Below are 23202 nucleotides of genomic sequence, written 5' to 3' on the forward strand. Positions count from 1 at the left end.
GCTCCGCACACTGCTACTGGCATCACTAGGAAATTAACAATGGGGATCACCGAAAATAGACTAACTGTAATCCCAAAGCTAAAACTCTGAGAACGATTAGCTTGCAAGCTTTGTTTCATATCTGTAAAAGACACCTTATGATTATCAAAGGCATAATCACAATATTGAATGGCCATCATCCAAGCTGAGAATAAGAACCATAATATTTGGCCGAATACCGGTAAAATAAAAAACAATAATAAAAAGCCAATAGCTCGTGGAATGTAATAGGTGAATTTTGATAGTTCGCGCCCTAATGTACGTGGTATGTCTTTAAATATATCGCCCAAGCCAGTGTCATCCATGCGTTGACCTGTGAGGTGTTGTTCGACTTTCTCAGCTAATATCCCGTTAAAGGGTGCAGCAATCCAATTGGCCAAGGTGCCAAATATTAATGCAAAAGCTAATAAAATAGTGATTACAGCAATCGGCCAAATTATGTAACTTAATCCATCTTTTAACCAACTTAGCCACTCCCAGTCGGGAATAAGGTCAGTTAACCAAATAATACCGCTGCTAATTTCACCAAATAAATAATAAAAACCTGCAGCAAACAGGATAAGGTTTATGGCCAACGGGAAGAATACAAAACGTTTCAAACCTTTGGTTGTAATTAATTTAAAGCCTTGAAAAAAATATTCCATATTTCACCTATATTGCTGATGGTTTTCGACGGTCCGACTATATGATAAACAATTGTTTTTCAAAAAAAACGCGAGTGCAGTATACGTATCCATAGCTATGGGTCAAAACGTCAATTGTTACACTTGATGACTTTTGATACATTTACCATCTAAAGAACAACAATAATAACAATTTTCGGAATCACTTTACTTTTATATGCGCTTAAAAAAAATAAAGCTGGCTGGGTTTAAGTCTTTTGTTGACCCAACCACTATTCATTTTCCAGACGATATGACTGCAGTTGTTGGACCAAATGGTTGCGGCAAATCCAATGTGATTGATGCTGTGCGTTGGGTATTAGGTGAAAGCTCTGCCAAAAATTTGCGGGGTGATTCAATGGTAGACGTTATTTTTAATGGTTCAACAGCTCGTCAGCCAGTTTCGCAGTGCAGCGTAGAATTGGTGTTTGATAATTCATTAGGACGTATTCAAGGGGAGTATGCTGGTTATAATGAGTTGTCGGTCAAACGAATTGTCACCAGAGAAGCACAATCGAATTATTTACTAAATAACACTAAGTGCCGTCGACGTGACGTGACTGATTTGTTTTTAGGTACTGGTCTGGGTCCTCGCAGTTACGCGATTATCGAGCAAGGTATGATTTCTCGTTTAGTTGAGTCTAAGCCTCAGGAATTAAGAATATTTATTGAAGAGGCTGCAGGGGTATCAAAATACAAAGAACGACGTCGAGAAACCGAAACTCGTATTCGGCATACCAATGAAAACTTAGAACGCTTAAAAGATGTGCGAAGTGAGTTAGGCCAGCAATTAGAAAAATTGCAACGCCAAGCCACTGCTGCTAAACGTTATAAAGAGCTGAAACAAAGTGAGCGACGTTATAAAGCCGAATTAGCAGCTCTTCGCTGGTTGCAACATAGTCAAAAAATTAGTGCTTTAGAATCAGATATTGTCCAGAAAGGTACAGATATAGAAGCCTTCGTCGCTACTCAGCGTAATGAAGAAAAAGACATCGTTGAATTCAAACAACAACAACAAGATTTAAAGCAACAATTAAATGATATTCAGCAACAAGTATTTAGTATAAGTACAGATATTACCCGTATCGAACAGAACCAAATCCATACAAAACAAAGACGTCAGAAAATTGAGCAAGAATCCGATGCATTGCAAGTTGCTGTCACCGATAATCAAACCCATCATCAGCAAAATATGATTAAAATTGAGGTGTTATCTCAACAGTTAGCGTTAGCCGAGCCAGAGAAGTATCTGCTTGAAGATCAGCTAGAGCAAACACAAAGTATTCTGCTTGAAGCTGAAGAACAGTTTATTGAGCAACAGCATCAGTGGCGAAATCAAGAATTAAAATTTAATCAACGCAAACAACAAGCACAAAGTTGTCATGGTAAAATTCAGTCTTTAATGACAATGCAAATGCGAACTCAGCAGCGTATAAGCGAGCTTACAGATGAGCTGGGTGAAGTCTCAAATGGTGAGTTATGTTCTCAGATAGAAGCCTGCCAAAAAGAAATACAGATTTTTGAAGAACAGTCAGTGCAAAGCACCGAAAATGCAGAACACACATTATTTGCACAAGAAAGTGTGCAACGTAACCTGAAACACAATGAACAAATCTATATGAAATTAAGAGGCGAGTTACAAAGCCTCGAAGCACAATTAGCTGCCTTAAATTCATTACAAGATATTAATAATCTTGACGACAACTTAAACGAATTCGTTCAAAACCATCAGTTTAGTAGCCAGTCTTGGTGGCAAACTTTAGATATTCAAAATGATTGGGAAGAGGCGTTCGAAACGATTACTCAACAATGGCAGAGCGCTATTTTATTACATAAAAATACTAGCCAAGAAAAATTAGTCGAAATGTCAGGTTCTGCTTGGATTTTTCAAGAAAACTACACTGCAATCATCCCTGATAATAGCATTGCTACTAAACTAAACAATAACGTTGTACCAAGCTGGTTAACCCATATTATGTGTGCTGTTGACCTTGAACAAGGGCTTGCAATGTTGTCTGAGCTAACAAATTATCAAAGTGTTGTAACTCAAGATGGTTACTGGATAGGTCAGGGTTGGATGGTAATAGGTGCATCTCTAGGTAATGCGGATCAGCAAACAGGTTTATTAAAACGTGCCAATCAAATTAAACAACTTGAAAGTCAGCTTAAGCCACTTAAAAACGATGTTTTAGTTGCAGGAATAGCGATAAATGACGCTGAAATTAATATGGTTGCTGCTAGACAAATTGCTGAAACTGCAAAGCAGCAAAATGAGCAGCTGAAGTTAAATTTGCAGCAATGCAATAATCAAGTGCAATTATTAACACTTCAGCAAAAACAAAATATAAGCCGCAATTCACGATTGTCGAAAGATTTATTGCGTCAACAAGAAACGTCAGAAGAGGAACAACAACAGTTTGAGGCGTTATCGCTGCAAGCAGAAGAACTGGAACAGGCAGTGAATATTTTGCAAGATAAGCAAGTTAAATTTGAGCTTATCCGAGAACAGCAGCAACAAAAAATTTCTGACTATCGCACCCAGTTAGAAACGACTAAAAATAAACTGCACCAACTGGCTTTGCATTTACAAAGCGCACAAAGCCAATATCAAGGACTAACCATTAATCAACAACGCGAATCACAACTACTCGACAATATGCGTGAAAAGTTAGTTGTATTAATAACGGAGTCTGCTGAACTGGCGATGCCCTTAGAAGACCAAAAAATATCGTTACAACATTTGTTAAAACAAAAAATTAGTTTGGATACTCTGCAACAAGAGCACAATAATAAGTTAGCCACAATAGATGAAAAATTATCTGTGGTAGAGAAAGGACAGAAAGGAATCACTGATAAAATTCAGTTGATGCTTGGCGAATTACAAAGTATTAAATTAGATTGTGAAGGTCATCGGGTCAGAGCAGAAGGTGTACTAGAGCAACTCAAAGAGATGCAGCAAAACATTAAATCAGTCCTAAACACCTTACCTGTAGAAGCCGATGAAAAGAGCTGGCAACATTTATTAGATAAAACCCTTATATTGTTAACTAAACTAGGTGCGGTTAATCTTGCAGCCGTCGAAGAATATGATGTACAAGCGGAGCGAAAACAACACCTTGATGATCAAAATGATGACTTAGTTGCCGCGTTGGATATTCTTGAGCAAGCTATTCGAAAGATCGATAAGGAAACTAAAACACGATTTAAAGACACGTTTGATCAAGTTAATGAAGACCTTAAGTTATTGTTTCCTAAAGTTTTTGGTGGTGGAACGGCCTACCTGGAATTAACTGATGATGATTTACTCGAAACGGGTGTGACTATTATGGCCAGACCCCCAGGTAAGAAAAACAGTACCATTCATCTACTTTCTGGTGGTGAAAAGGCGCTGACCGCTTTATCATTAGTGTTTGCTATATTCAGATTAAATCCTGCTCCATTTTGTTTACTAGACGAAGTTGATGCACCATTAGATGATGCTAATGTCGTTAGGTTCTGTAAATTGGTGTCTGAAATGTCGAAAACAGTGCAGTTTGTTTTTATTACGCACAACAAAATAGCCATGGAAATGGCAACACATTTAACCGGAGTGACAATGACTGAGCCAGGTGTTTCACGTATGGTTACTGTAGATGTTGATGAAGCGGTGGCAATTGCGCATGCCTAAGTACAAAAACATTACCTCCTTTTAATGAATAATAAAGAAGTACGAGTAAGTTAATGGAAGCAGATGGTTTACAATGGTCGTTATTGATAATTGGCAGTTTGGTAATTGTTGGAATTGCCGTTCACGGTATTTGGTTGTCCCGAAAAAATAACGAAAGTACTACAAGCATTGGCAGACACAAAAAAGACCAAGAGTATCAACCCTCCGGTTGGGAGTCTGATAATGATGTGTATGATGACGTGGAGGACAGTACAAACTTCAATATTGATGAAAATGTAGATATGAATTTTGATACTGGTGAAGATAAGGTTGTATCTAAATCAACGGATTCTAAGTCACAAGAAAATAATTATGATGATTTAGGTTTAGGCACAGTGCGAGTTGTGTCTGGTGAGTCAAAGGTTGATGCTGAACAAGAGCAGAGCCCACCTGAAGACATTTTAGTAGAGCCAGAAATTTCATCTAGTAAAATTTATGCATCGGTTGTGACACGACCGAAGCCCGAATATGCTGCTAAATATGATTCCTTAGTTTCTGCAACTGGAGCTATCTCTAAACAAGAAAAAGCGACTTCAAATAAGCCTTATCGTTCACATGATCATTATCAAGCGCCAGAACCCCCTCCATTTTTACTAAAAAAACAAGTATCACAACCAGAAGATAATAGTGAACAAGTTGAAGTTAATAAACAAACTAAGGCTAGTCAATCTTTGGGTGATGAACAAAAAGATACCGAAGCTAATTCTAATCCAGTAGAAAAATTGAGTTTGTCTGAACAATCACGTCATGTACTCAAACATAAAAAAGTTGAATGGGGTAACGAGCGTCTGGAGCCTAAGTATACTAATGACCAAATGGGTATCGATTTTGATAATATTGATGAGGAGCCAAGCACCACAGAAGAACCTCAGAAAGAACCAATACAAGGATCTAAAACGGAGCCTGTTCAGCCTGAGCAACCGCAGGAAGTCCTAGTCCTGAATGTTAAATCGGCAGATGATAATTTAATCCCTGGCTCAGCTTTGCTTCCGATGTTACTCACTTTAGGTTTTAAGTTTGGCGAGCAAGATATTTTTCATCGTCATATTCAATCAAACGGAAAAGGACCTGTGCTATTCAGCTTAGCCAACATGTTTAAGCCGGGTAATTTTGATATCGATAACCTTGAAAACTTTACTACTGGGGGCATCTCATTGTTTATGATTTTACCCATTGAAGGTGAGCCTCATCAAGTGTTTAACATGATGCACAACGCCGCTCGAAAAATTGCTGACGAGTTCTCAGCTCAGATATATGATGGTAGACGAGTGTTACTAACGAAACAAAGTCTGCAACAGTATGTGGAAAAAATTCGAGAGTTTGAACGGAAGCGCATATTAAGGGGCTGAACCACTTCTAATTTTTATTCAATATTAATTTATATTATTATTTTGCCCTTGGAGCGTTATTCAGGGCAAAGCTTCACTTTCTTATTTATTGGAATGCTTTTATGGCAGCCTCGCAAGATATTATTAAACAACTCGCTTTAATTAAAACCGTTATCGAAGAATATAATTATCAATATTATGTTTTAGACAATCCCAGTGTACCCGATGCCGAATACGACAGGCAGATGCTCGCCTTGCAAACAATAGAACAACAATATCCAGATTTATTGACAGATGACTCACCCAGTCAAAAAGTGGGCGATATGCCATTGCCCGACTTTAAACAGGTAACACATGAAGTGCCAATGTTGTCTTTGGATAACGCTTTTGACAGAGAATCATTTTTGGCTTTTGAAAAGCGTATGCAAGATAGGCTTAAAAATACTAATGAGATTACTTATAGCTGTGAGCCCAAGTTAGATGGTTTAGCCGTAAGCTTGTTGTATGAAAACGGTAAGCTTGTGCGTGGCGCAACTCGTGGCGATGGCCGAGTTGGTGAAAACATCACGGCTAACGTACGTACTATCCGTAATATTCCGTTAACATTACGCGGTGATAACTATCCCCAGCGTTTGGAAGTACGCGGTGAAGTGATCATGACACGTGATGGTTTTATTAAGCTGAACAAAACTCAGTTACAACAAGAGAAAAAGGTATTTGCTAACCCTCGCAATGCAGCTGCGGGGAGCTTAAGACAACTGGACTCACGCATCACTGCTAAGCGCCCCTTATTATTTTTCACCTATTCATTAGGTTTAGTTGAAAACGAACAATATCCATTGGCCGATTGTCACTCGGCCAGATTAAAACAATTAAGCGATTGGGGCTTACCTTTAAGTAAAGAACTGCAAGTAGCAGAAGGTGCAGAAGCGTGCTTGGATTATTATCAACATTTAGGCAATATACGTGATTCACTTAATTACGATATTGACGGTGTTGTTTTTAAAGCTGATGTAATTGAATTACAAAAAACGCTTGGTTTTGTAGCTCGAGCGCCACGTTGGGCTATTGCCCATAAATTTCCTGCTCAAGAAGAAATGACAGTCGTCCAAGAAGTGGAATTTCAAGTGGGTAGAACGGGTGCTATAACACCTGTGGCAAGGTTAGAGCCGGTGTTTGTTGGCGGCGTAACAGTGTCTAACGCTACTTTGCATAATGCAGATGAAATTGAGCGTCTTGGCCTAAAAGTTGGTGACACTGTGATAATTAGGCGGGCAGGGGATGTTATACCTCAAGTTGTCTCGGTCATCATTGATAAACGTCATAAAAATGCCCGAGATATAGTATTCCCCGAAACGTGTCCGATCTGCGATTCAGCCATCGAAAAACTCGAAGATGAAGCAATCGCTAGATGCACGGGTGGACTATATTGTGCAGCACAACTCAAAGAATCCATGAAACATTTTGCCTCACGTAAAGCGTTTGATATTGATGGATTAGGCGATAAGATTATCGAGCAATTAGTTGACCAAAAATTAGTCAAAACACCTGCTGATTTTTTCAGTTTAGAGTTCGTTCAAATCTCTAATTTAGAGCGTATGGGCGAAAAATCCGCTGCTAATCTTATTCAATCATTAGAGAAGTGCAAACAAACCACACTTGCTAAGTTTATATATTCATTAGGTATTCGAGAAGTGGGGGAAGCTACTGCTGCTAATTTAGCCGCTCATTATTGTGAATTAGAAGCGATAAAACATGCCAATATGGAAAGTCTACAAGAAGTAAGTGATGTGGGAGCTATTGTGGCCCAGCATTTAATCAATTTTTTTGCAGAAGAGCATAATGTTCAAGTTATCGATGGGTTAATTGCTGCTGGTATTGATTGGCCGATAATTGAAAAAATTAAAATTGATACATTGCCTTTATCAGGTCAAACATTTGTATTAACAGGAACCTTGGAGCAGATGGATAGAAACGCTGCTAAAGCCACACTTCAATCTTTGGGTGCAAAAGTTGCAGGAAGCGTTTCTGCTAAAACCAGCTGTGTAGTGGCTGGTGAAAAAGCTGGCTCTAAGTTGGCAAAAGCTGAATCATTGGGCGTCAAGGTCATTAATGAACAAGAAATGCTGGACCTGTTTTCTCAATTAAGTGGGCTTGCTTAGATGGACTGGTTAAATTCTATACTAGCTCAGCTTAGTCAACTGACACAACCTTACAACAGTGAAATAGCCTTAACATTTTTGGCTACAATTTTAGTCGTATATGGTGATACGTTTAATAAACATATTAAACGTATGATCAGCCCTTATCATTTTGTCATCCGCACTTTCATATTTGTGCTGATCTGTGCTTTTGGGTATGGACTGTTCGTCGTGTTTGTTACACCTTATGTAGAAATGCTTATTTTGTGGGTCCCATACTTGTATCGAGGAACCGCTATTATTTCAATTTTTTTAGTCTTAGGATATTTGGCTGAAAATAGGCGTTATATTTGATCTAGCGTTATAAGACGAAGTCTATTGAGAGCTTGGGAAAAGCCAAGAAAGAGCCTAGGGAGAGAGTAGAAAGAGTTATATGCTTGATTTTTTATTAGTATTAACTTTACCCTTTGCTTTAATCTGAGTGATGCTATTTATGCTAGTGGAAATTAAAATTGCATTCATAGATGTTAAAAACGTGCTTGGATTATTTATCGACAACTCGGACCTATTAAACCGAGCTCTATACAATTAAAATTCAACACAATAGCAGTCAATATCTCCGGTGTTAGTCTAAAAGTAATGGCTATGACTATTCCATCACTACCTAATGCGAGTTTAGTCGGCTCTCGATTTTCTTAGTAAACAGAAACACCAGTCTCAACTCGTCTTACCTTTCTAACTTAGGCAATGGTCTGCGTTTATCTCTAAACGTTATTTTTAATGGCACTCTCATATAATATATTTCAACAATATGTCGCCTGATATCTGATCTTTCCATAAAAATAATACCTTACGTTACCGCGCAGATTTATATCTGTCGGATCTTTTCTGTTATTAGGTGTTTTAATTCTTTAAGACCAACCTTAATAACGCCGAATTTGTTGCATCAGCAACCGAGATTATTTTATCGCAAATATGTTATTTTTCGATAAAATAATTAACATAAAATTAACTATTGAATATATTGGCAACGATATTCACACATAAACTGTAAAATTTTTTGTGAGACATTAGACACTCGCACAGTTGAAGTCAGTGTTTTATAGTATTTCTTATCTTTTGAATTTTACTCCATTGAAACAATTTTTTGTTTTCTGCTAGGTTTATGCTTTGGGCATTAAACATATTGTTGTCGGCATTCAAGTAAAAAAGGTGACTGTAAATGAATAATCCTCGTCGTAACCTGCTTAAAGGTATCATACTTAGTGGAGCCGCTATGAGCAGTAATGTTGCTTTTAGCCTTGCTGCAAACACCAGTAAGACCAAATTGTTGCCACTTAAAGGCCGTATCAATCATTCTGTTGCACGCTGGACATATGCAGATTTATCTATCGAAGAATTATGCAAGGTGGTCACTTCAATAGGTTTTTCGGCCATCGACTTAGTGGGTCCCAAAGACTGGCCAATGCTCAAACGTTATGGTATCGAATCGTCTATGTGCAACGGTGCCGAAATCAATCTGGTTGACGGCTGGATACATCCGCAGTTCCATGACGAATTAGTTGAACGTTATATCCAGCATATTGATTTGTTGGCTGAAGCAGGATACACCAACCTAGTTTGTTTTAGTGGAAATGCTAGGGGCATGACCAAAGAAGTAGGACTTAACAATGCGATGAAAGGTTTGCAGCGCATATTACCCTACGCTGAGCAAAAAGGTGTGGTAGTACAAATGGAGTTATTTAACAGCAAAATTGATCACCCAGATTATATGGCTGACACTTCAGCTTGGGGTGTCGCTTTATGCCAACAATTAGATTCCCCTAATTTTAAGCTGCTATACGACATCTATCATATGCAAGTAAGCGAAGGCGATATTATTCGTACCATTAGAAATCATCATCAATATTTTGGCCATTACCATACAGCTGGTGTACCCGGACGAAACGAAATTGATGACAGTCAAGAGTTACATTATCCGGCTATTGCCCAAGCCATCCGAGAAACTGGTTTTGTAGGGTTTTTGGCTCAGGAATTTATTCCTACTCCAGATAATCAATCAGACAAAATTGAATCATTACGTCATGCCATTCAAATTTGTGATGTGTGAATATGAAATTACTTAATTCAGTCAATACAGTAGACGGAGCTAAATGTGGCGAATAATCATTATGACGCAATAGTTATCGGATCAGGGATCAGCGGAGGCTGGGCCGCTAAGGAATTAACCGAGAAAGGCCTTAAAGTATTAATGCTTGAGCGTGGCAAAAATATAGAGCACGTCAAAGATTATCAAAATATGCACAAGGAAACTTGGGATTATCCACATCGAGGTCGTCCTACTCAAGCAATGAAGAAAGACTTTCCAGTACTTAGCCGCGACTACCCTTTAAATGAAGCCACTTTTGGCATGTGGGCTAATGAACAAGAGTCACCTTATATTGAAAAAAAACGTTTTGACTGGTACCGCGGTTACCATGTTGGTGGACGCTCTTTATTATGGGGACGGCAGAGTTATCGCTTGAACACTGAAGATTTTATGGCTAATGCCAAAGAAGGGATCGCTGTCGATTGGCCAATTCGCTATGAAGACATCGCTCCTTGGTACGGTTATGTTGAACGCTTTGCCGGTATAAGTGGTAATCGTGATGGTCTGAATGTACTGCCTGACGGTGAATTTCAACCGGCTATGTTACTAAACTGTGTTGAAAAAGATATATCAGCACGTATTACAAAAGCGTTTAAAGGTTCAAGACACTTGATTTCAGGTCGAACCGCTAATATGACTGAGGATAAGCCCGAGCAAGGACGCACTAGTTGTCAGTACCGCAATAAGTGCTGGTTAGGTTGTCCCTTCGGTGGATTCTTCAGTACCCAATCATCAACACTGCCTGCAGCGGTTAAAACCGGTAATCTGACATTGCGACCGTTTTCGATTGTCAAAGAAATTTTGTATAACAAAGACAAAAAGCGCGCCACAGGTGTCTCTGTAATTGATGCACAAACCAACGAAATCTATGAATTCACTAGTAAAATCATATTTGTAAACGCTTCATCCTTTAATTCAACATGGTTGCTGATGAATTCGGCCACAGATGAATGGGAAGGCGGTTTAGGAAGCAGCAGTGGTGAATTGGGACACAATGTCATGGATCACCACTTCAGGGTTGGTGCTTCGGCCACAGTGGAAGGCTTTGACGACAAATATTATTATGGACGTCGTCCAAGCGGTTTTTACGTTCCTCGTTTTCGCAACTGGGGGAGTGATAAACGCGATTATTTACGTGGTTTCGGTTATCAAGGATCTGCTAGTCGCCAAGGTTGGAAACGAGATGTTGCAGAAATGGGCATAGGAGCCGATCTAAAAGACGCCATAAGCGAACCCGGTCCTTGGCAAATAGGCATGACCGCTTTTGGTGAAATGTTACCCGAACACAGCAATCGAATTTATTTGGATCCTAACAAAACTGATAAATGGGGACTACCGGTATTGGCCATGGATGTTGCTATAAGAGAAAACGAACTGCGCATGCGAAAAGATATGCAACAAGATGCTGTCGATATGTTTGAGTCTGCTGGCTTAACAAACGTGCAAGGATTTGAAAAAGAATATTATCCAGGTATGGGTATACACGAAATGGGAACAGCACGTATGGGACGCGATCCCAAAACGTCTGTACTCAATGCACATAATCAGGTTTGGGATGCACTTAATGTATTTGTTACTGATGGTGCTTGTATGACGTCTGCATCTTGTGTCAATCCTTCTTTGACCTATATGGCTTTGACTGCCAGAGCAGCAAGCTTTGCGGTAGATGAGTTAAGAAAAGGTAACTTATAATTATGAAAAGACGTGATTTACTAAAAATGATTGTCGCAGCTACTGGTACTGCATTGGTAGGCTCTAATGTCTTGGCTTACACAGTACTTCCCATGGAAGACAATCAGGGTAGTGGTTATTCAATAGACGACGTGGCATTTTTTAATGAAGTGGGCGAAAGCATTATTCCGCGAACTGATACGCCTGGAGCAAAAGATGCCAATGTGGGCAGTATGATTGCTATATTACTTGCAGATTGTTATTCACCAGACCAGCGAAAATTTTTTAATGAGGGTATGTTGGCTATAAAGTCTAATGCAAAAAGTCGTTATAGCAAAGAATTCGTGTTGTTAACACCTGAACAACGTTTAGCCTTACTTTCATCGTTGGATGAGGAAGCTAACAGACATAATAAAAAAATGTTTTCAATCAAAACTGAAATCAATGCAAACGAGTCAGCACTGCCTCACTATTTTTCAATGTTTAAACAATTGGTATTGTTTAGTTTTTTTTCATCTGAAGTAGGCGCAACTAAAGTACTCAGGTACGAAGCGGTACCCGGATTTTACGACGGCGAAATACCTTATAAAAAGGGTGATAAAGCCTGGGCGACTTAAAAGCAGCGTCTTGTCGTAGTAAAAATAAACGTAAAAATAGATGTAAAATCAGAATAAACCTTGTTTCAAAAAGGACGTAGATAGTGAGTATTAATAAAACACCAATCAATATTTTGTTATTTATAGGCATCATGATAGGTGTTAATACCTCTATCGGTACCTATAGCATTGCAAAAGATGTTCAAGCGCAGCGAAAAAAAATGGCACAAAAAAGTGAAGTATGGAAACCCGTCCCAGCGTTAGTAACCACGTTTGATGGAAAAGCCCCTTCAGATGCCACGGTACTTTTTAATGGTGAAGACCTCAGTGCCTGGCAGACTTTAAAAGGTGGTGAAGCTGATTGGTCTTTGACAGATGGCAGTTTTACGGTAAACCCTGGTAGTGGTGATATCAAAACTAAGCAACGTTTCTGCGACATACAATTACACATGGAATGGAAAACACCTACCGAGGTAAAAGGACTCAAAGGTCAACAGCGTAATAACAGTGGTATATTTTTGCAACAACGTTACGAAATTCAAATATTAGATTCTTTTAATAATCCAACCTATGCCAATGGTCAGGCCGCCAGCGTTTATAAGCAAAGCATCCCGCTGGTTAATGTTATGCGTCCTGCAGGTCAATGGCAGTATTATGATATTATTTATACAGCCCCACGTTTTGATGGCACAACACTAACAAACCCAGCTTTCGTTACTGTTATACACAATGGCGTATTGGTGCAAAATCACGTAAAAATTCAGGGTAAAACGGAATGGATAGGCTCTCCAAGCTATGAAGTTCATGGTTGTGCTCCTCTACAGCTTCAAGATCACGGCAATAAAGTGAGCTTTCGTAACTTATGGGTTAGGCACCTGAACACTCAAAACTAATCTGTTATTCAGAGCCATTGCTTATGATCCATAGCTGTTTTATTTATGATTGGACTAATAATTTTGATCCTATTTTACTCAGGCCTTTTCAGTGATTTCTGACATCACATATATATTCTTTATTAGCTATTACATATTTTAACGTGAAGTAATTGATCTAAACGCACTCAACACACTCTACATAGCCAACACACTCCTCATAGCCCGAACATGAATCTATTGTGTTCATTATTGATAGACTTTCCTAATATTTGGGTAATTAGTCTCTGAAATATATATAATTTGCATGTCAATCTTATATCAATAGCTTCAGGTAAAGTTTGGAGTGGAGAGAAAACCGTTTTCTAATCTTGATTTACTATTCAATTTATAATTTGGGTTATCCTAATTTTTTAGTCACATCATCAAATCTTACTTGTTAATATTAGATAATAATAAGTCGATACCTTCGAACGGTATCTATCAATTATATTCTTTTAACTTTTGGATTAACCTCAGAACAATTTATTGTGAATTTACGCAAGGTGTAGAATTAGGTAGGCTAAAAAAAACCAAATAACCACTGTAAATTTTACATATGTCGAGTGTTTTAGTTTTATTGGTATTACATCGTTTTATGTCAGCTTTAGCCAACAGGCATTTCTAGAAACGCAGTTTCAATATCACTCCGATGGCTTGCTTAAGGATGATGAACCCATTAATGAACTTATCTGTTGGTAACGTTTGTTAACTACTGAACAGCAAAAATTTTATCGTTTGTGCATCAAAAAAATTGGTTTTACCAAGGGAGTGAACTTCCAAGCCGATAAAAAGTTGCATATCAATATTATTGTCTTAGAACAGAAAAAGAAATGAAGCCCGCTGCGCTGCAAATTTGGGTTTTTATGTTTTAGGTTGCTAAATTGCCCAAAAATTATTAATAACACATTTTGGGTTGACCGACACGTGAAGTGCCGGTGAGGAGGGTGTTGATACTAATGCAACGGTAGCTGCACTGTGCCTGTTAGGTCCACTGCGCTAGGGATTCGTGAAAAGCCAAGTGTATATTGTGGGTGAAAACCGTAAAGCATCAGGCCGATTTGATCGCCTGAGCGCAATTGAGTACTGATCCCGATTAGCTCCGTTTGACGTGCGCCAGTGCCACGCATCGGCAAGATCTGATCATGCAATAGTTTTGGGCTCAGCTGTCCAAGGCGCATCACTCCTAGTCCAACAAAAACACGCGGGTCAAGTGTGGTTTCACCTTCTATGTTAAAGTTTGCTAGAGGTATACCGGCGAGGATTTGATCACTGCTTGCTTGATACAGCGGTACAAAGCGTGGTGCAGTTCCAAGTTCTGCCAATAAAGCTGGCGGTTGAGTTTCGACAAGTTCGGTCAGCAGAATGGCCACTCGTTCTGGCTCGATAGTTACCAAACCAATCAGCGCTTTAGTGAGTAAACTGACCGTGTCAGCAGAAAGTCGACTCAGTACCTCGGCCTGAGTGGCAGGGTTAAGCTTGCGAAGCAAATTGAGAATTACGTCAACTGATGGCGGACCAACCAGCAAATTGCCACTAGAAAAATACTGCATTAAACCACCCTTAGGCACCTCATCGCTAATCACACCTTGACTTCGCTTTTGGGTCAGGCAAACACGTGGGATAGATATATTACGCTTTAGTTTACGTAGTTTGCCGTTGAGGAAAGTGTAAGACAAATCGGCGATAGTGTAACGGGTATCGCCGCACTGCACATCATTGAAAAAGCCCCCATAGTTGGTCGTTCCTCCGTCAGAACCGTCCTGAAAAGCTGGTAATATATGCCCACCCTTAGTAACAAGCAGATACGCATCATTTCCAGCATTACGCAGACACTCGTAATTCCAATTGGCCTCGTTTAAATTGAATAGGGTGTCGTTGACCCCTTGAATAAATAAAGCGTCTACTTTTGGTACACCAAGGCCATCAGGCTTGCAATATGCTTTAAGACCGTTACTAGCAAGGCGTCGGACACCCTCTTCACTTGTTGTCCCAGTTAAGGATTCTGCGTATGCCTGCGTTACCCAAGGCGCCTGATTCTCTCTCGCAAGACCACTTAGTAATGATAGCCATAACGTTTTCGGAACGCGCTCTGGGCTCAAGCTGTAAGGCAAGTCGTGCCATGTCATCGCCGGTACTAACGCGTCAAAACGCGGATCGATACTGGAGCCAATCAGCTGAAACCCGCCGCCGTAACTTAGGCCTATGCCACCCACTAGTGGATCACCTTTGAAATATGCTAAGTGTGGCGACATAATACCTTCAGCAAAATCAAGGAGAGTCTGAACGTCGCGGCCTTCAATAGCTGGGTCTTGAGAATTGGCTTGACCGCCGCTATCACCAAATCCGCGTTGATCAAAAGTGAGTACAAAGTAGCCTGAATCCCAAGCCTTGCGAGCCGTTTTAGTGAGCGAGTCTGCTTCACTCAGATCGGTGGAGCGGCTGCCGCCCCATCCGTGGCTATACATTAGAAGGGGGGCTGGCTGGCCTTGTTTCAGAGTTGGTTGATATATTGTTACTGCGATTTCTGTGCCATCAAATGAGGTAACGGTTAGGTTATATTTAAGCTGTGATAGCGCCGGTCCACCGCCATTAATAGCTTTGACTACTTCTCTCTGATTTTTTTTATTTTTGCCTGCTGCATCAGCTTGCGAAGTGGTAAAGCCAAATAGTACAACACTGGCAATTACGAGACTCAAAGCAGCGCCACGAGCGATTCTAAGGTAGGGATTACAAGTCATAATGGTGTCTCCTTTATTGTTTTTAGTGAAAAGCTATTACGTGCAAAGTGTTTATTTAAAATAGGTATCAAGTTCCGTTACACCGCTTGTGTATCCTGACTATAAACCTGTTTGGTTGAAGGTTAGTTTGAGTTTGCTGAATTGGAATCACGGTTATTCATAGTCCTAGACGTTGTACTCAATACTTCCCCTGCATTCACTATTCCTGTTAAGGAACACATTAAAAAGCCTAAAATTAGATCCAAGTTCTAATGGTTAATATAAGATATGCGGGGCAGAGCGGTTGAAGTCTAGTTTCTAATCTATTTTCAAACATCTGACCCTGCAGATCTTATTGGAATAAACCATGGGTATAAAAAGTTGGCTGATTATCAATTTAAGATGATTTCATCTTCAAAATCATAGCTATGACCGCATCAAAAGAACTTTACCAATGGTTAAATTGACACTTTTATTGTGGTATTTCAGCATTAAGAAAATTTTCTTGGTGAGCGTCACCAGTGGAATTTGTTAAATTAGTATTTGGTTCACTATTGTCGAGTAACCAATCTCTTGCTTCAACAAAAGCGTTGCCATCAGCGATCAGTGATATGTTTTCTAAATAAAGTGCTAGAACACCTGCAACATGCGGAGCTGCCATTGAAGTGCCGCTGAGAGTTGTTGTTCCACCACCATTTTCGGTAGATAAAACATTGACACCCGGCGCTGCAATTGCAACCGGCGCAGATTGGTAAATAGTCCAATCTGCCGTTTCATTTCCCCAGTTTGAAAAGCTAGCCCAATCATCATCAATATTGGTTGCACTTACTGTGATTACCGCATCATCATAAGCTGCTGGTGTTGATTGATTAGCATTCTCACCGTCATTTCCCGCCGCGACTGCAAAAATAACCCCTTGATTTTTTGCATTACAAATAGCGCGATGAAAGTTATCACTACCGACAAAACTGTCGCTGGTACATGTACCTGTTTTGGAGCCGCCGCCACCCAGACTCATATTAGCTATTACTGGTACACCTAAAGACTTTGCTTGTTTCGTTACCCAATCAATACCAGCAATAACACCTGAATTTGAGCCACTTCCGGCCGCATTTAGTACCTTAACTGCGTGTAAAGTTACTGCGGGTGCGACTCCAACAACATCAAGATTGTTATCAATTGCACCTATGGTGCCAGCCACATGAGTACCGTGACCTTGGTCATCATCCCAAGCATTCGAACAACCCAAACCAAGGCACATTTCAACACTATAGCCTTCAGCGACATTACTCGCTAAATCAGCGTGATCAGAATCTATACCGGTGTCAATGACATAAACATGAATGCCTTTACCAGTATTTTCAGAGGTATTTGCAGCAATGCGGCTAATGCCCCAAGGAGTCTGTTGCTGTGTGGTTTGACAACCAAATAAAAAGTTGCAGGCTGATATTTTATTTGAGGTACTTTTTATAGCATGGACTCTGCCATCTTTTGAAATACTTAACACACGTTGGTCGTTACTTAATTGTGTTAACAATTTTGGGGTGACGGTCGCAGAAAAGCCACTAAAAACGTGGCTGTAAGTATGTTGAGTTGATATTGCGTAACCATCGGCAAACTCAGCAACACTGGCGATCTGATTGGCATCAAGACTCACGATGATATTGCTCAATAGGTTGTCTTGTGCAGCAACAGTAGGTAGTCCGATGGAAGATAAAATCATTAAGCTTATTAATTTCTTTTTCATATTTGTGCTCCACATAGCATTAAATTTTTTAAAGTGACTCTGAGATTGAGTACTGTATTTTCACCTCACATCAAATAGGAAATGAGTTAGTTAATAATCATTAACCTTAATGGTTAGTTTCTCAGTAGATAAGTTATCTGGAAATAGGGGTTTCCCCCCAACATATGAGTTATTAGCTGTGAAATATGTGGAAGGGCAAGAGTAGTTGAAATCTAGTATCTGACTTGGTGTAAGTGCGAGCTATGTCAGGACGAAACAAAATTTTATATGTTTTCTAGTTTAATTTTGTGCAGCTACAAATTGGTGGTAACGATTATTGCCTAAATTCTTAACTGTATACATGCCTCGATCTGCACGACTCATGAGTTGGTCAGCGTCTTCACCGTCGTGAATAAAAGGCAATACCGATACTTGCATATTGTATCAACTGAGTTGATAGGCTCAGGGGCAGTTTTTGATAGGATTTCTAATATAGGCACATTATCGTCGGTAATATCTGAATCAACCATGACTGCGATAAATTCATCACTACCGATATGTGTCAACGGATCACTTAATCGTAAAGCTGCTTTCATTCGCTGGGACTGAGACGTGACTTAAATAAAACGATCTGCGAGATAAACACGATTTGGCAGATTGGTTAACATGTCATAATGAAACGAAGACTGGCACTTGATCAGCTTCGTTTTTTACAGCGCTAACAGTGAGCATCTTGACATAAATTTCACCATCCTTATGTCGATTTCATCCTTATGTCGATTCCAGACTTTGTGTCACTAGTTTTCTTGTGTTAATCGCGTACTCACCATTTGATGAAGTCAGCCATATCCCAAAAGCTATGGTTAGAATAGTAACTGAAAAGTTCAACAAACTTGGCGTTTAAGAGGTACCAAAATTGCAGTCAGCCATATTGAATTAAACCTATGAGGTTTTTATCCACTGACTAACAAGTTGAGACAAATTCGGTGATTTTGTCCCAACTTGAATGGTGTATTTTGTTGAAAGCATGTTGTAGTTAACTTTTTTGAGGTGCTTGATTGCTCTCATGTGCTACTTCGTGTTTTAAAGTCATAGCTATTAATATGATGGCACAAATACAACCCCCTACTAAGAGTATAAAACCGCCGTCCCAGCCAAAGTGGTCGACTGTGTAACCCAGTACAATGTTGGCTACGACTGCACCACCCAAGTAACCAAATAAGCCTGTTAAACCAGCAGCGGTGCCTGCTGCTTTTTTAGGGACTAGCTCTAATGCAAATAAGCCAATCAACATTACAGGGCCATAAATTAAAAAACCAATTGCCATAAGCGCAAGGATATCAACGGTAGGGTTTCCTGGGGGATTAAACCAATAAACCAGCACTGCCACTAACACCAACACCATATATAAAATGGCAGGAGGCGCACGTCGACCTTTAAACCAAGCGTCGCTGATATATCCACACAACAGAGTACCGGGTATGCCGGCCCATTCGTATAAGAAATATGCCCATGAGCTTTTGTTAAACGAAAAGTCTTTTACTTCGTATAGATAGGTGGGTGCCCAGTCTAAAACGCCATAACGGATGAGATACACAAAGGCGTTAGCCCCTGCAATAAACCAGAGTAGTTTATTATTAAGCACGTACTTTAGGAATATTTCTTTAGCAGTAAACTCTTGTTCGTGTGATTCATCATAGTCTTTGGGATAGTCATTGCGGTATTCTTCAATGGGAGGTAATCCACATGACTGTGGCGTATCTTTCAAAGTAAAAAAGATAAATACTGCTATTAAAGAAGCAGCAAAGGCAGGTACATAAAAAATACTATGCCACTCATTAAACCAAGCCATACCTAATATAGACAAAGGTCCGATTAAACCACCACCAACGTTATGAGCAATATTCCAAAAAGAAACCGTTTTACCCCGTTCATTCCCTGAAAACCAGTGCACCATAGTGCGACCGCAAGCAGGCCAGCCCATACCCTGAGCCCAACCATTTAAAAATAATAAGATAAAAATTGACCCGATACTTTGGGTTGCCCAAGAAGTGAATCCAAATATGAACATCACACCAGCAGAAATCAGCAATCCGGTCATCAAAAAGAAGCGTGGGTTACTGCGGTCGGATACGCTACCCATCAAAAACTTACTCAAACCGTAAGCGATAGAAACAGCAGATAGAGCAATACCTAGCTCACCTTTACTAAAACCTTGCTCTTCTATTAAAAAGGGCATGGCTAGGGAGAAATTCTTGCGAACTAAGTAGTAACCTGCATAACCGACAAAAATACCAATAAATACTTGCCATCGCAGATGTTTATAATCTTTGTCGATTTCTTCTTTGGGTTGCGATGGAATATGTGGTGCGGGTTTGAAAATACCAAACATAAAGACTTAATCTAATTAATTTTGGTAATTAAAACAGAAATTATCACTCTATATATCAATTATTTAACTTTAATTTTCGATCCTTACGTGGAACGTGGCAAATGATTACGTTTATTTACTTTTTTTTGCTGGGTAATTGGCCTCTTTTTGAAGGCTTACTCATTTGGGTATATACCTAAGTTCCACATGGTGTGTAGAGGACTACGATAAGGATGATGAATGACCTGTGGCTATTGCTAAAACAGTGATTGATCAGGGGATTTTTTGAGTTTTTAGCCAGAAACATATTACATAATTTTTTGTTTAATTAAGAATTGAATATTTTGGATTTTGGTTACGCCTCTATTTTTGTCAGCAGAGCCTACTAAATAATATCTGCATCTGGAAAATGTTATCCGCACAATGATGTTGTTAGGCTGATTATATTAAACAGTTAACAATACATCATTAATAATGTTGAGAGTAAGCTATGTATTCCCACAACATCATCATCATGGTGCTCATCTAATTAAAAGCTTGCTCAATTAGATAAATTTCAGACAAGCTTTAGTTAGGCCTTAGTTAGGCCTTAGTTAGGCCTTAGCTAGGCACTTCTTAGAAGACCTGTTACCCACAAGTTCTAATCAGCAGATAGGCCCTCAAACCAAGTACCTATAATTTGTCTTTCATCTTCAGTCATGGCTGTTTTATTCATCAATGGCATATCTTTGATTACCACCGTTCGATTATGAATTATTGAAGCCCGCTTTTCTATTTGTGGCCATGTATCAAACATTAAACCCAAAGGTGCAATAACAAACATGTCGTCTGTGGGTTGTGCCGCATGACAATTTGCACAGTGAGTTTGTATAACATCATATACCACTTGTTGTTGCACATTTAGTTCGATGGCAGGTGCGGAACTTTTTGTGGAGGTGGTTGTATCCACTTGAGAAGTAACAGGCATTGATACCATACCTGCGATGATCATCATGCCAATAGATCCAGTGACAAGAATCGATGGGCGGGAGATACCAATATGTTTAAGGTTGAAATAATGACGTATCCAAGCAGAGACTACCCCGATTGCCATCAATATTAACCATGCATTATCATGCTGATAAGTCATAGGATAATGATTGCTGATCATAATAAATAGTAAGGGCAGGGTTAAATAGTTGTTGTGCACTGAGCGTAATTTGGCACCTAATCCCCAACTAGGATCAATCTCTGTTTTATTGGTCACCGCGTCAACCATGAGTCGCTGAGCCGGCATGATTTTGAAGAACACATTACCCGCCATGATGGTTCCGATTAGAGCCCCTACATGAATAAATGCTCCTCGACCACTAAACCAATGAGTGGCTAAATAACTCGCCGCTGCAAGAAGTATCAACACCATAATACCAAATACTTTTGGGTATCTAGATAATGGGCTGCGACAAGCGGCTTCATAAATAAATAATCCACCAAAAATCAGCCCTAAACCTCTACCTATTGCTTGGCTAGGGGTTAAATCCATCACTGAACTATCAATCAGGTATATGGCCGCTCCGTGATAATAAACCAAGCCAAGCAATAAAAAACCACTGATCCAAGTGGTGTAGGCTTCCCACTTAAACCAGTGTAGTTTTTCAGGTATGACTTCAGGGCCATATTCGTATTTAGCCACTTCGTAAAAGCCGCCACCATGAACGGCCCATAAATCGCCTTTGATACCTTTTTGTTTTTTCCATTCAGGTGGTGTTCGTAGGTTATTGTCTAGCCAAATAAAATAAAACGAGGCGCCTATCCACGCCACACCAGCAACAACATGAAACCAACGAAGAAATAACGAAATCCAATCAAGCAACATTATTGTGACCCTTTTAATATTTGTTTATCGGCTTGGTAGACAGCTTTACCCGCTACATATGTGGCCATAATGGCTCTATCATCGGCTAACATACTCAATGCAAAAATAATATCTTGCGGGGTACGGTGACTTTCAAAACGTAACGCACTGAGCTCATCAAATTCTGGATTGATAATAACAAAGTCTGCATCGGTTCCAGGATTAAGGTTACCAATTTCGTTTTCTAGACCTAATCCCACTGCTGCACCTTGGGTCATTAAGTACAAACCATGCATGGGATCCATCTGGTTACCTTTAAGCTGACAGATTTTGTAAGCTTCCCCCATGGTTTTTAACATACTAAAACTGGTACCTCCACCTACATCCGTCGCCAGCATAACAGGAATATGGTGTTGTTCGGCTTTGGCTAAATCAAATAGGCCACTGCCCAAAAATAGGTTTGAAGAAGGGCAAAACGCAATGCTTGCTTGGGTTTCTTGTAAGCGTTGCCATTCGGCTTGCTCAAGGTGAATACCGTGACCAAGCACTGTTCCTTTTCTAAGTAAGCCATAATGATCATAAACATCTAAATAATTTTTTCGTTCTGGAAATAATTCTTTGACCCAAGCTATTTCATTATGGTTTTCAGATAAATGTGTTTGAATAAACACATCTGGGTATTGTTGGGCCAATTCACCTAAAGCGTGCAATTGTTTAGCACTGCTGGTAGGCGCAAAACGTGGTGTGATAGCATATTTTAATCGACCATTGTTATGCCATTTATCTATCAAATCGGCACTGTCTTGTTGAGCACTTTTTGGAGTGTCTTGAAGCCAATCTGGACAGTGCCTGTCCATACATACTTTACCAGCAATCAATAACATGTTGTAACTTGATGCTTCTTGAAAAAGGGCATCGGCTGCTTGTTTGTGTACCGACGAATATACCATGCCGGTGGTAGTACCATGGCGATGTAATTGTTTAATAAATATCTTAGCTATATGACTGGCATATTGGCTGTCAGCAAACTTGCGTTCTACTGGAAAAGTATAATCAGTTAGCCAATCTAGTAACTGTTCGCCAAAACTGGCAAGCATTTCTGTTTGTGGAAAATGTAAATGACTATCAATAAAGCCAGGTAACAGTAATTGACCAGAATAATCATGTAGATTAACGTTAAGATATTGATTTATATTATTATTGTACTCGCCAATAAATTCTATCTTACTGTTACGCGTAACTAAAATCCCATCTTCAATGTATACATAGTCCTGTTTGGGACTATTACTTTGAGTTGGGAAATGTAATATCGATGCGCGATAAGCTTGAGTCGTCATAAAAGGGGGGT

Annotated in this window: 15 protein-coding genes; 8 read left to right on the forward strand and 7 right to left on the reverse strand. The window is 39.6% G+C overall.

The annotated features are described in order from the left end of the window. Window positions 1-683, reverse strand: a 683-nt coding sequence (gene cysZ / locus QZ562_RS03955) for a sulfate transporter CysZ (RefSeq protein ID WP_293757131.1), incomplete at its 3' end; no start/stop codon positions are given. Window positions 684-879: 196 nt separating this feature from the next. Here cysZ and smc point away from each other — a divergent pair. The 8 genes from smc (at window position 880) to QZ562_RS03995 (ending at window position 13185) form a co-directional block, all read left to right on the forward strand. Continuing rightward, on the forward strand, window positions 880-4368 hold the full coding sequence (smc, locus tag QZ562_RS03960; protein ID WP_293757133.1) for a chromosome segregation protein SMC: 3489 nt from the start codon (window positions 880-882) through the stop codon (window positions 4366-4368). A gap of 53 nt (window positions 4369-4421) precedes the next feature. After that, window positions 4422-5756, forward strand: a complete 1335-nt coding sequence (gene zipA / locus QZ562_RS03965) for a cell division protein ZipA (RefSeq protein WP_293757135.1) — start codon at window positions 4422-4424, stop codon at window positions 5754-5756. 101 nt (window positions 5757-5857) lie between these two features. Then, a complete protein-coding gene (ligA, locus tag QZ562_RS03970; RefSeq protein ID WP_293757137.1) occupies window positions 5858-7897 on the forward strand; it encodes an NAD-dependent DNA ligase LigA in 2040 nt (679 codons plus the stop codon). Next, a complete protein-coding gene (locus tag QZ562_RS03975) occupies window positions 7898-8230 on the forward strand; it encodes a DUF3392 domain-containing protein (RefSeq protein WP_293757139.1) in 333 nt (110 codons plus the stop codon). It begins immediately after the preceding gene. Between the two features lie 868 nt (window positions 8231-9098). Next, entirely contained in the window at window positions 9099-9986 is an 888-nt protein-coding gene (locus tag QZ562_RS03980) for a TIM barrel protein (protein ID WP_293757141.1), read from the forward strand. 45 nt (window positions 9987-10031) lie between these two features. Beyond that, window positions 10032-11717 carry a GMC family oxidoreductase gene (locus QZ562_RS03985; RefSeq protein WP_293757143.1) on the forward strand — a complete coding sequence of 562 codons (1686 nt, stop codon included), beginning with the start codon at window positions 10032-10034 and terminating at the stop codon, window positions 11715-11717. 2 nt (window positions 11718-11719) lie between these two features. Next, the gene (locus QZ562_RS03990) at window positions 11720-12313 is read left to right on the forward strand and encodes a gluconate 2-dehydrogenase subunit 3 family protein (RefSeq protein ID WP_293757145.1); all 594 of its coding nucleotides are present in this window, start codon (window positions 11720-11722) and stop codon (window positions 12311-12313) included. Window positions 12314-12444: 131 nt separating this feature from the next. Beyond that, window positions 12445-13185, forward strand: a complete 741-nt coding sequence (locus QZ562_RS03995) for a DUF1080 domain-containing protein (RefSeq protein WP_293757179.1) — start codon at window positions 12445-12447, stop codon at window positions 13183-13185. A gap of 974 nt (window positions 13186-14159) precedes the next feature. Here QZ562_RS03995 and QZ562_RS04000 read toward each other — a convergent pair. The 6 genes from QZ562_RS04000 to guaD form a co-directional block, all read right to left on the reverse strand. Next, window positions 14160-15944, reverse strand: a complete 1785-nt coding sequence (locus QZ562_RS04000; protein WP_293757147.1) for a CocE/NonD family hydrolase — start codon at window positions 15942-15944, stop codon at window positions 14160-14162. 451 nt (window positions 15945-16395) lie between these two features. Beyond that, on the reverse strand, window positions 16396-17670 hold the full coding sequence (locus QZ562_RS04005) for a S8 family serine peptidase (RefSeq protein ID WP_293757149.1): 1275 nt from the start codon (window positions 17668-17670) through the stop codon (window positions 16396-16398). A gap of 279 nt (window positions 17671-17949) precedes the next feature. Beyond that, entirely contained in the window at window positions 17950-18087 is a 138-nt protein-coding gene (locus QZ562_RS04010) for a hypothetical protein (RefSeq protein WP_293757151.1), read from the reverse strand. Between the two features lie 598 nt (window positions 18088-18685). Next, the gene (glpT, locus tag QZ562_RS04015) at window positions 18686-20041 is read right to left on the reverse strand and encodes a glycerol-3-phosphate transporter (RefSeq protein ID WP_293757153.1); all 1356 of its coding nucleotides are present in this window, start codon (window positions 20039-20041) and stop codon (window positions 18686-18688) included. Between the two features lie 619 nt (window positions 20042-20660). Continuing rightward, window positions 20661-21878, reverse strand: a complete 1218-nt coding sequence (locus QZ562_RS04020; protein ID WP_293757181.1) for a urate hydroxylase PuuD — start codon at window positions 21876-21878, stop codon at window positions 20661-20663. Further along, the gene (gene guaD, locus QZ562_RS04025; protein WP_293757155.1) at window positions 21875-23191 is read right to left on the reverse strand and encodes a guanine deaminase; all 1317 of its coding nucleotides are present in this window, start codon (window positions 23189-23191) and stop codon (window positions 21875-21877) included. The genes QZ562_RS04020 and guaD overlap by 4 nt, the downstream gene beginning before the upstream one ends. Between the last annotated feature and the right edge of the window lie 11 nt (window positions 23192-23202).

This window comes from uncultured Paraglaciecola sp. (assembly GCF_913058035.1).
Classification (GTDB): domain Bacteria; phylum Pseudomonadota; class Gammaproteobacteria; order Enterobacterales; family Alteromonadaceae; genus Paraglaciecola.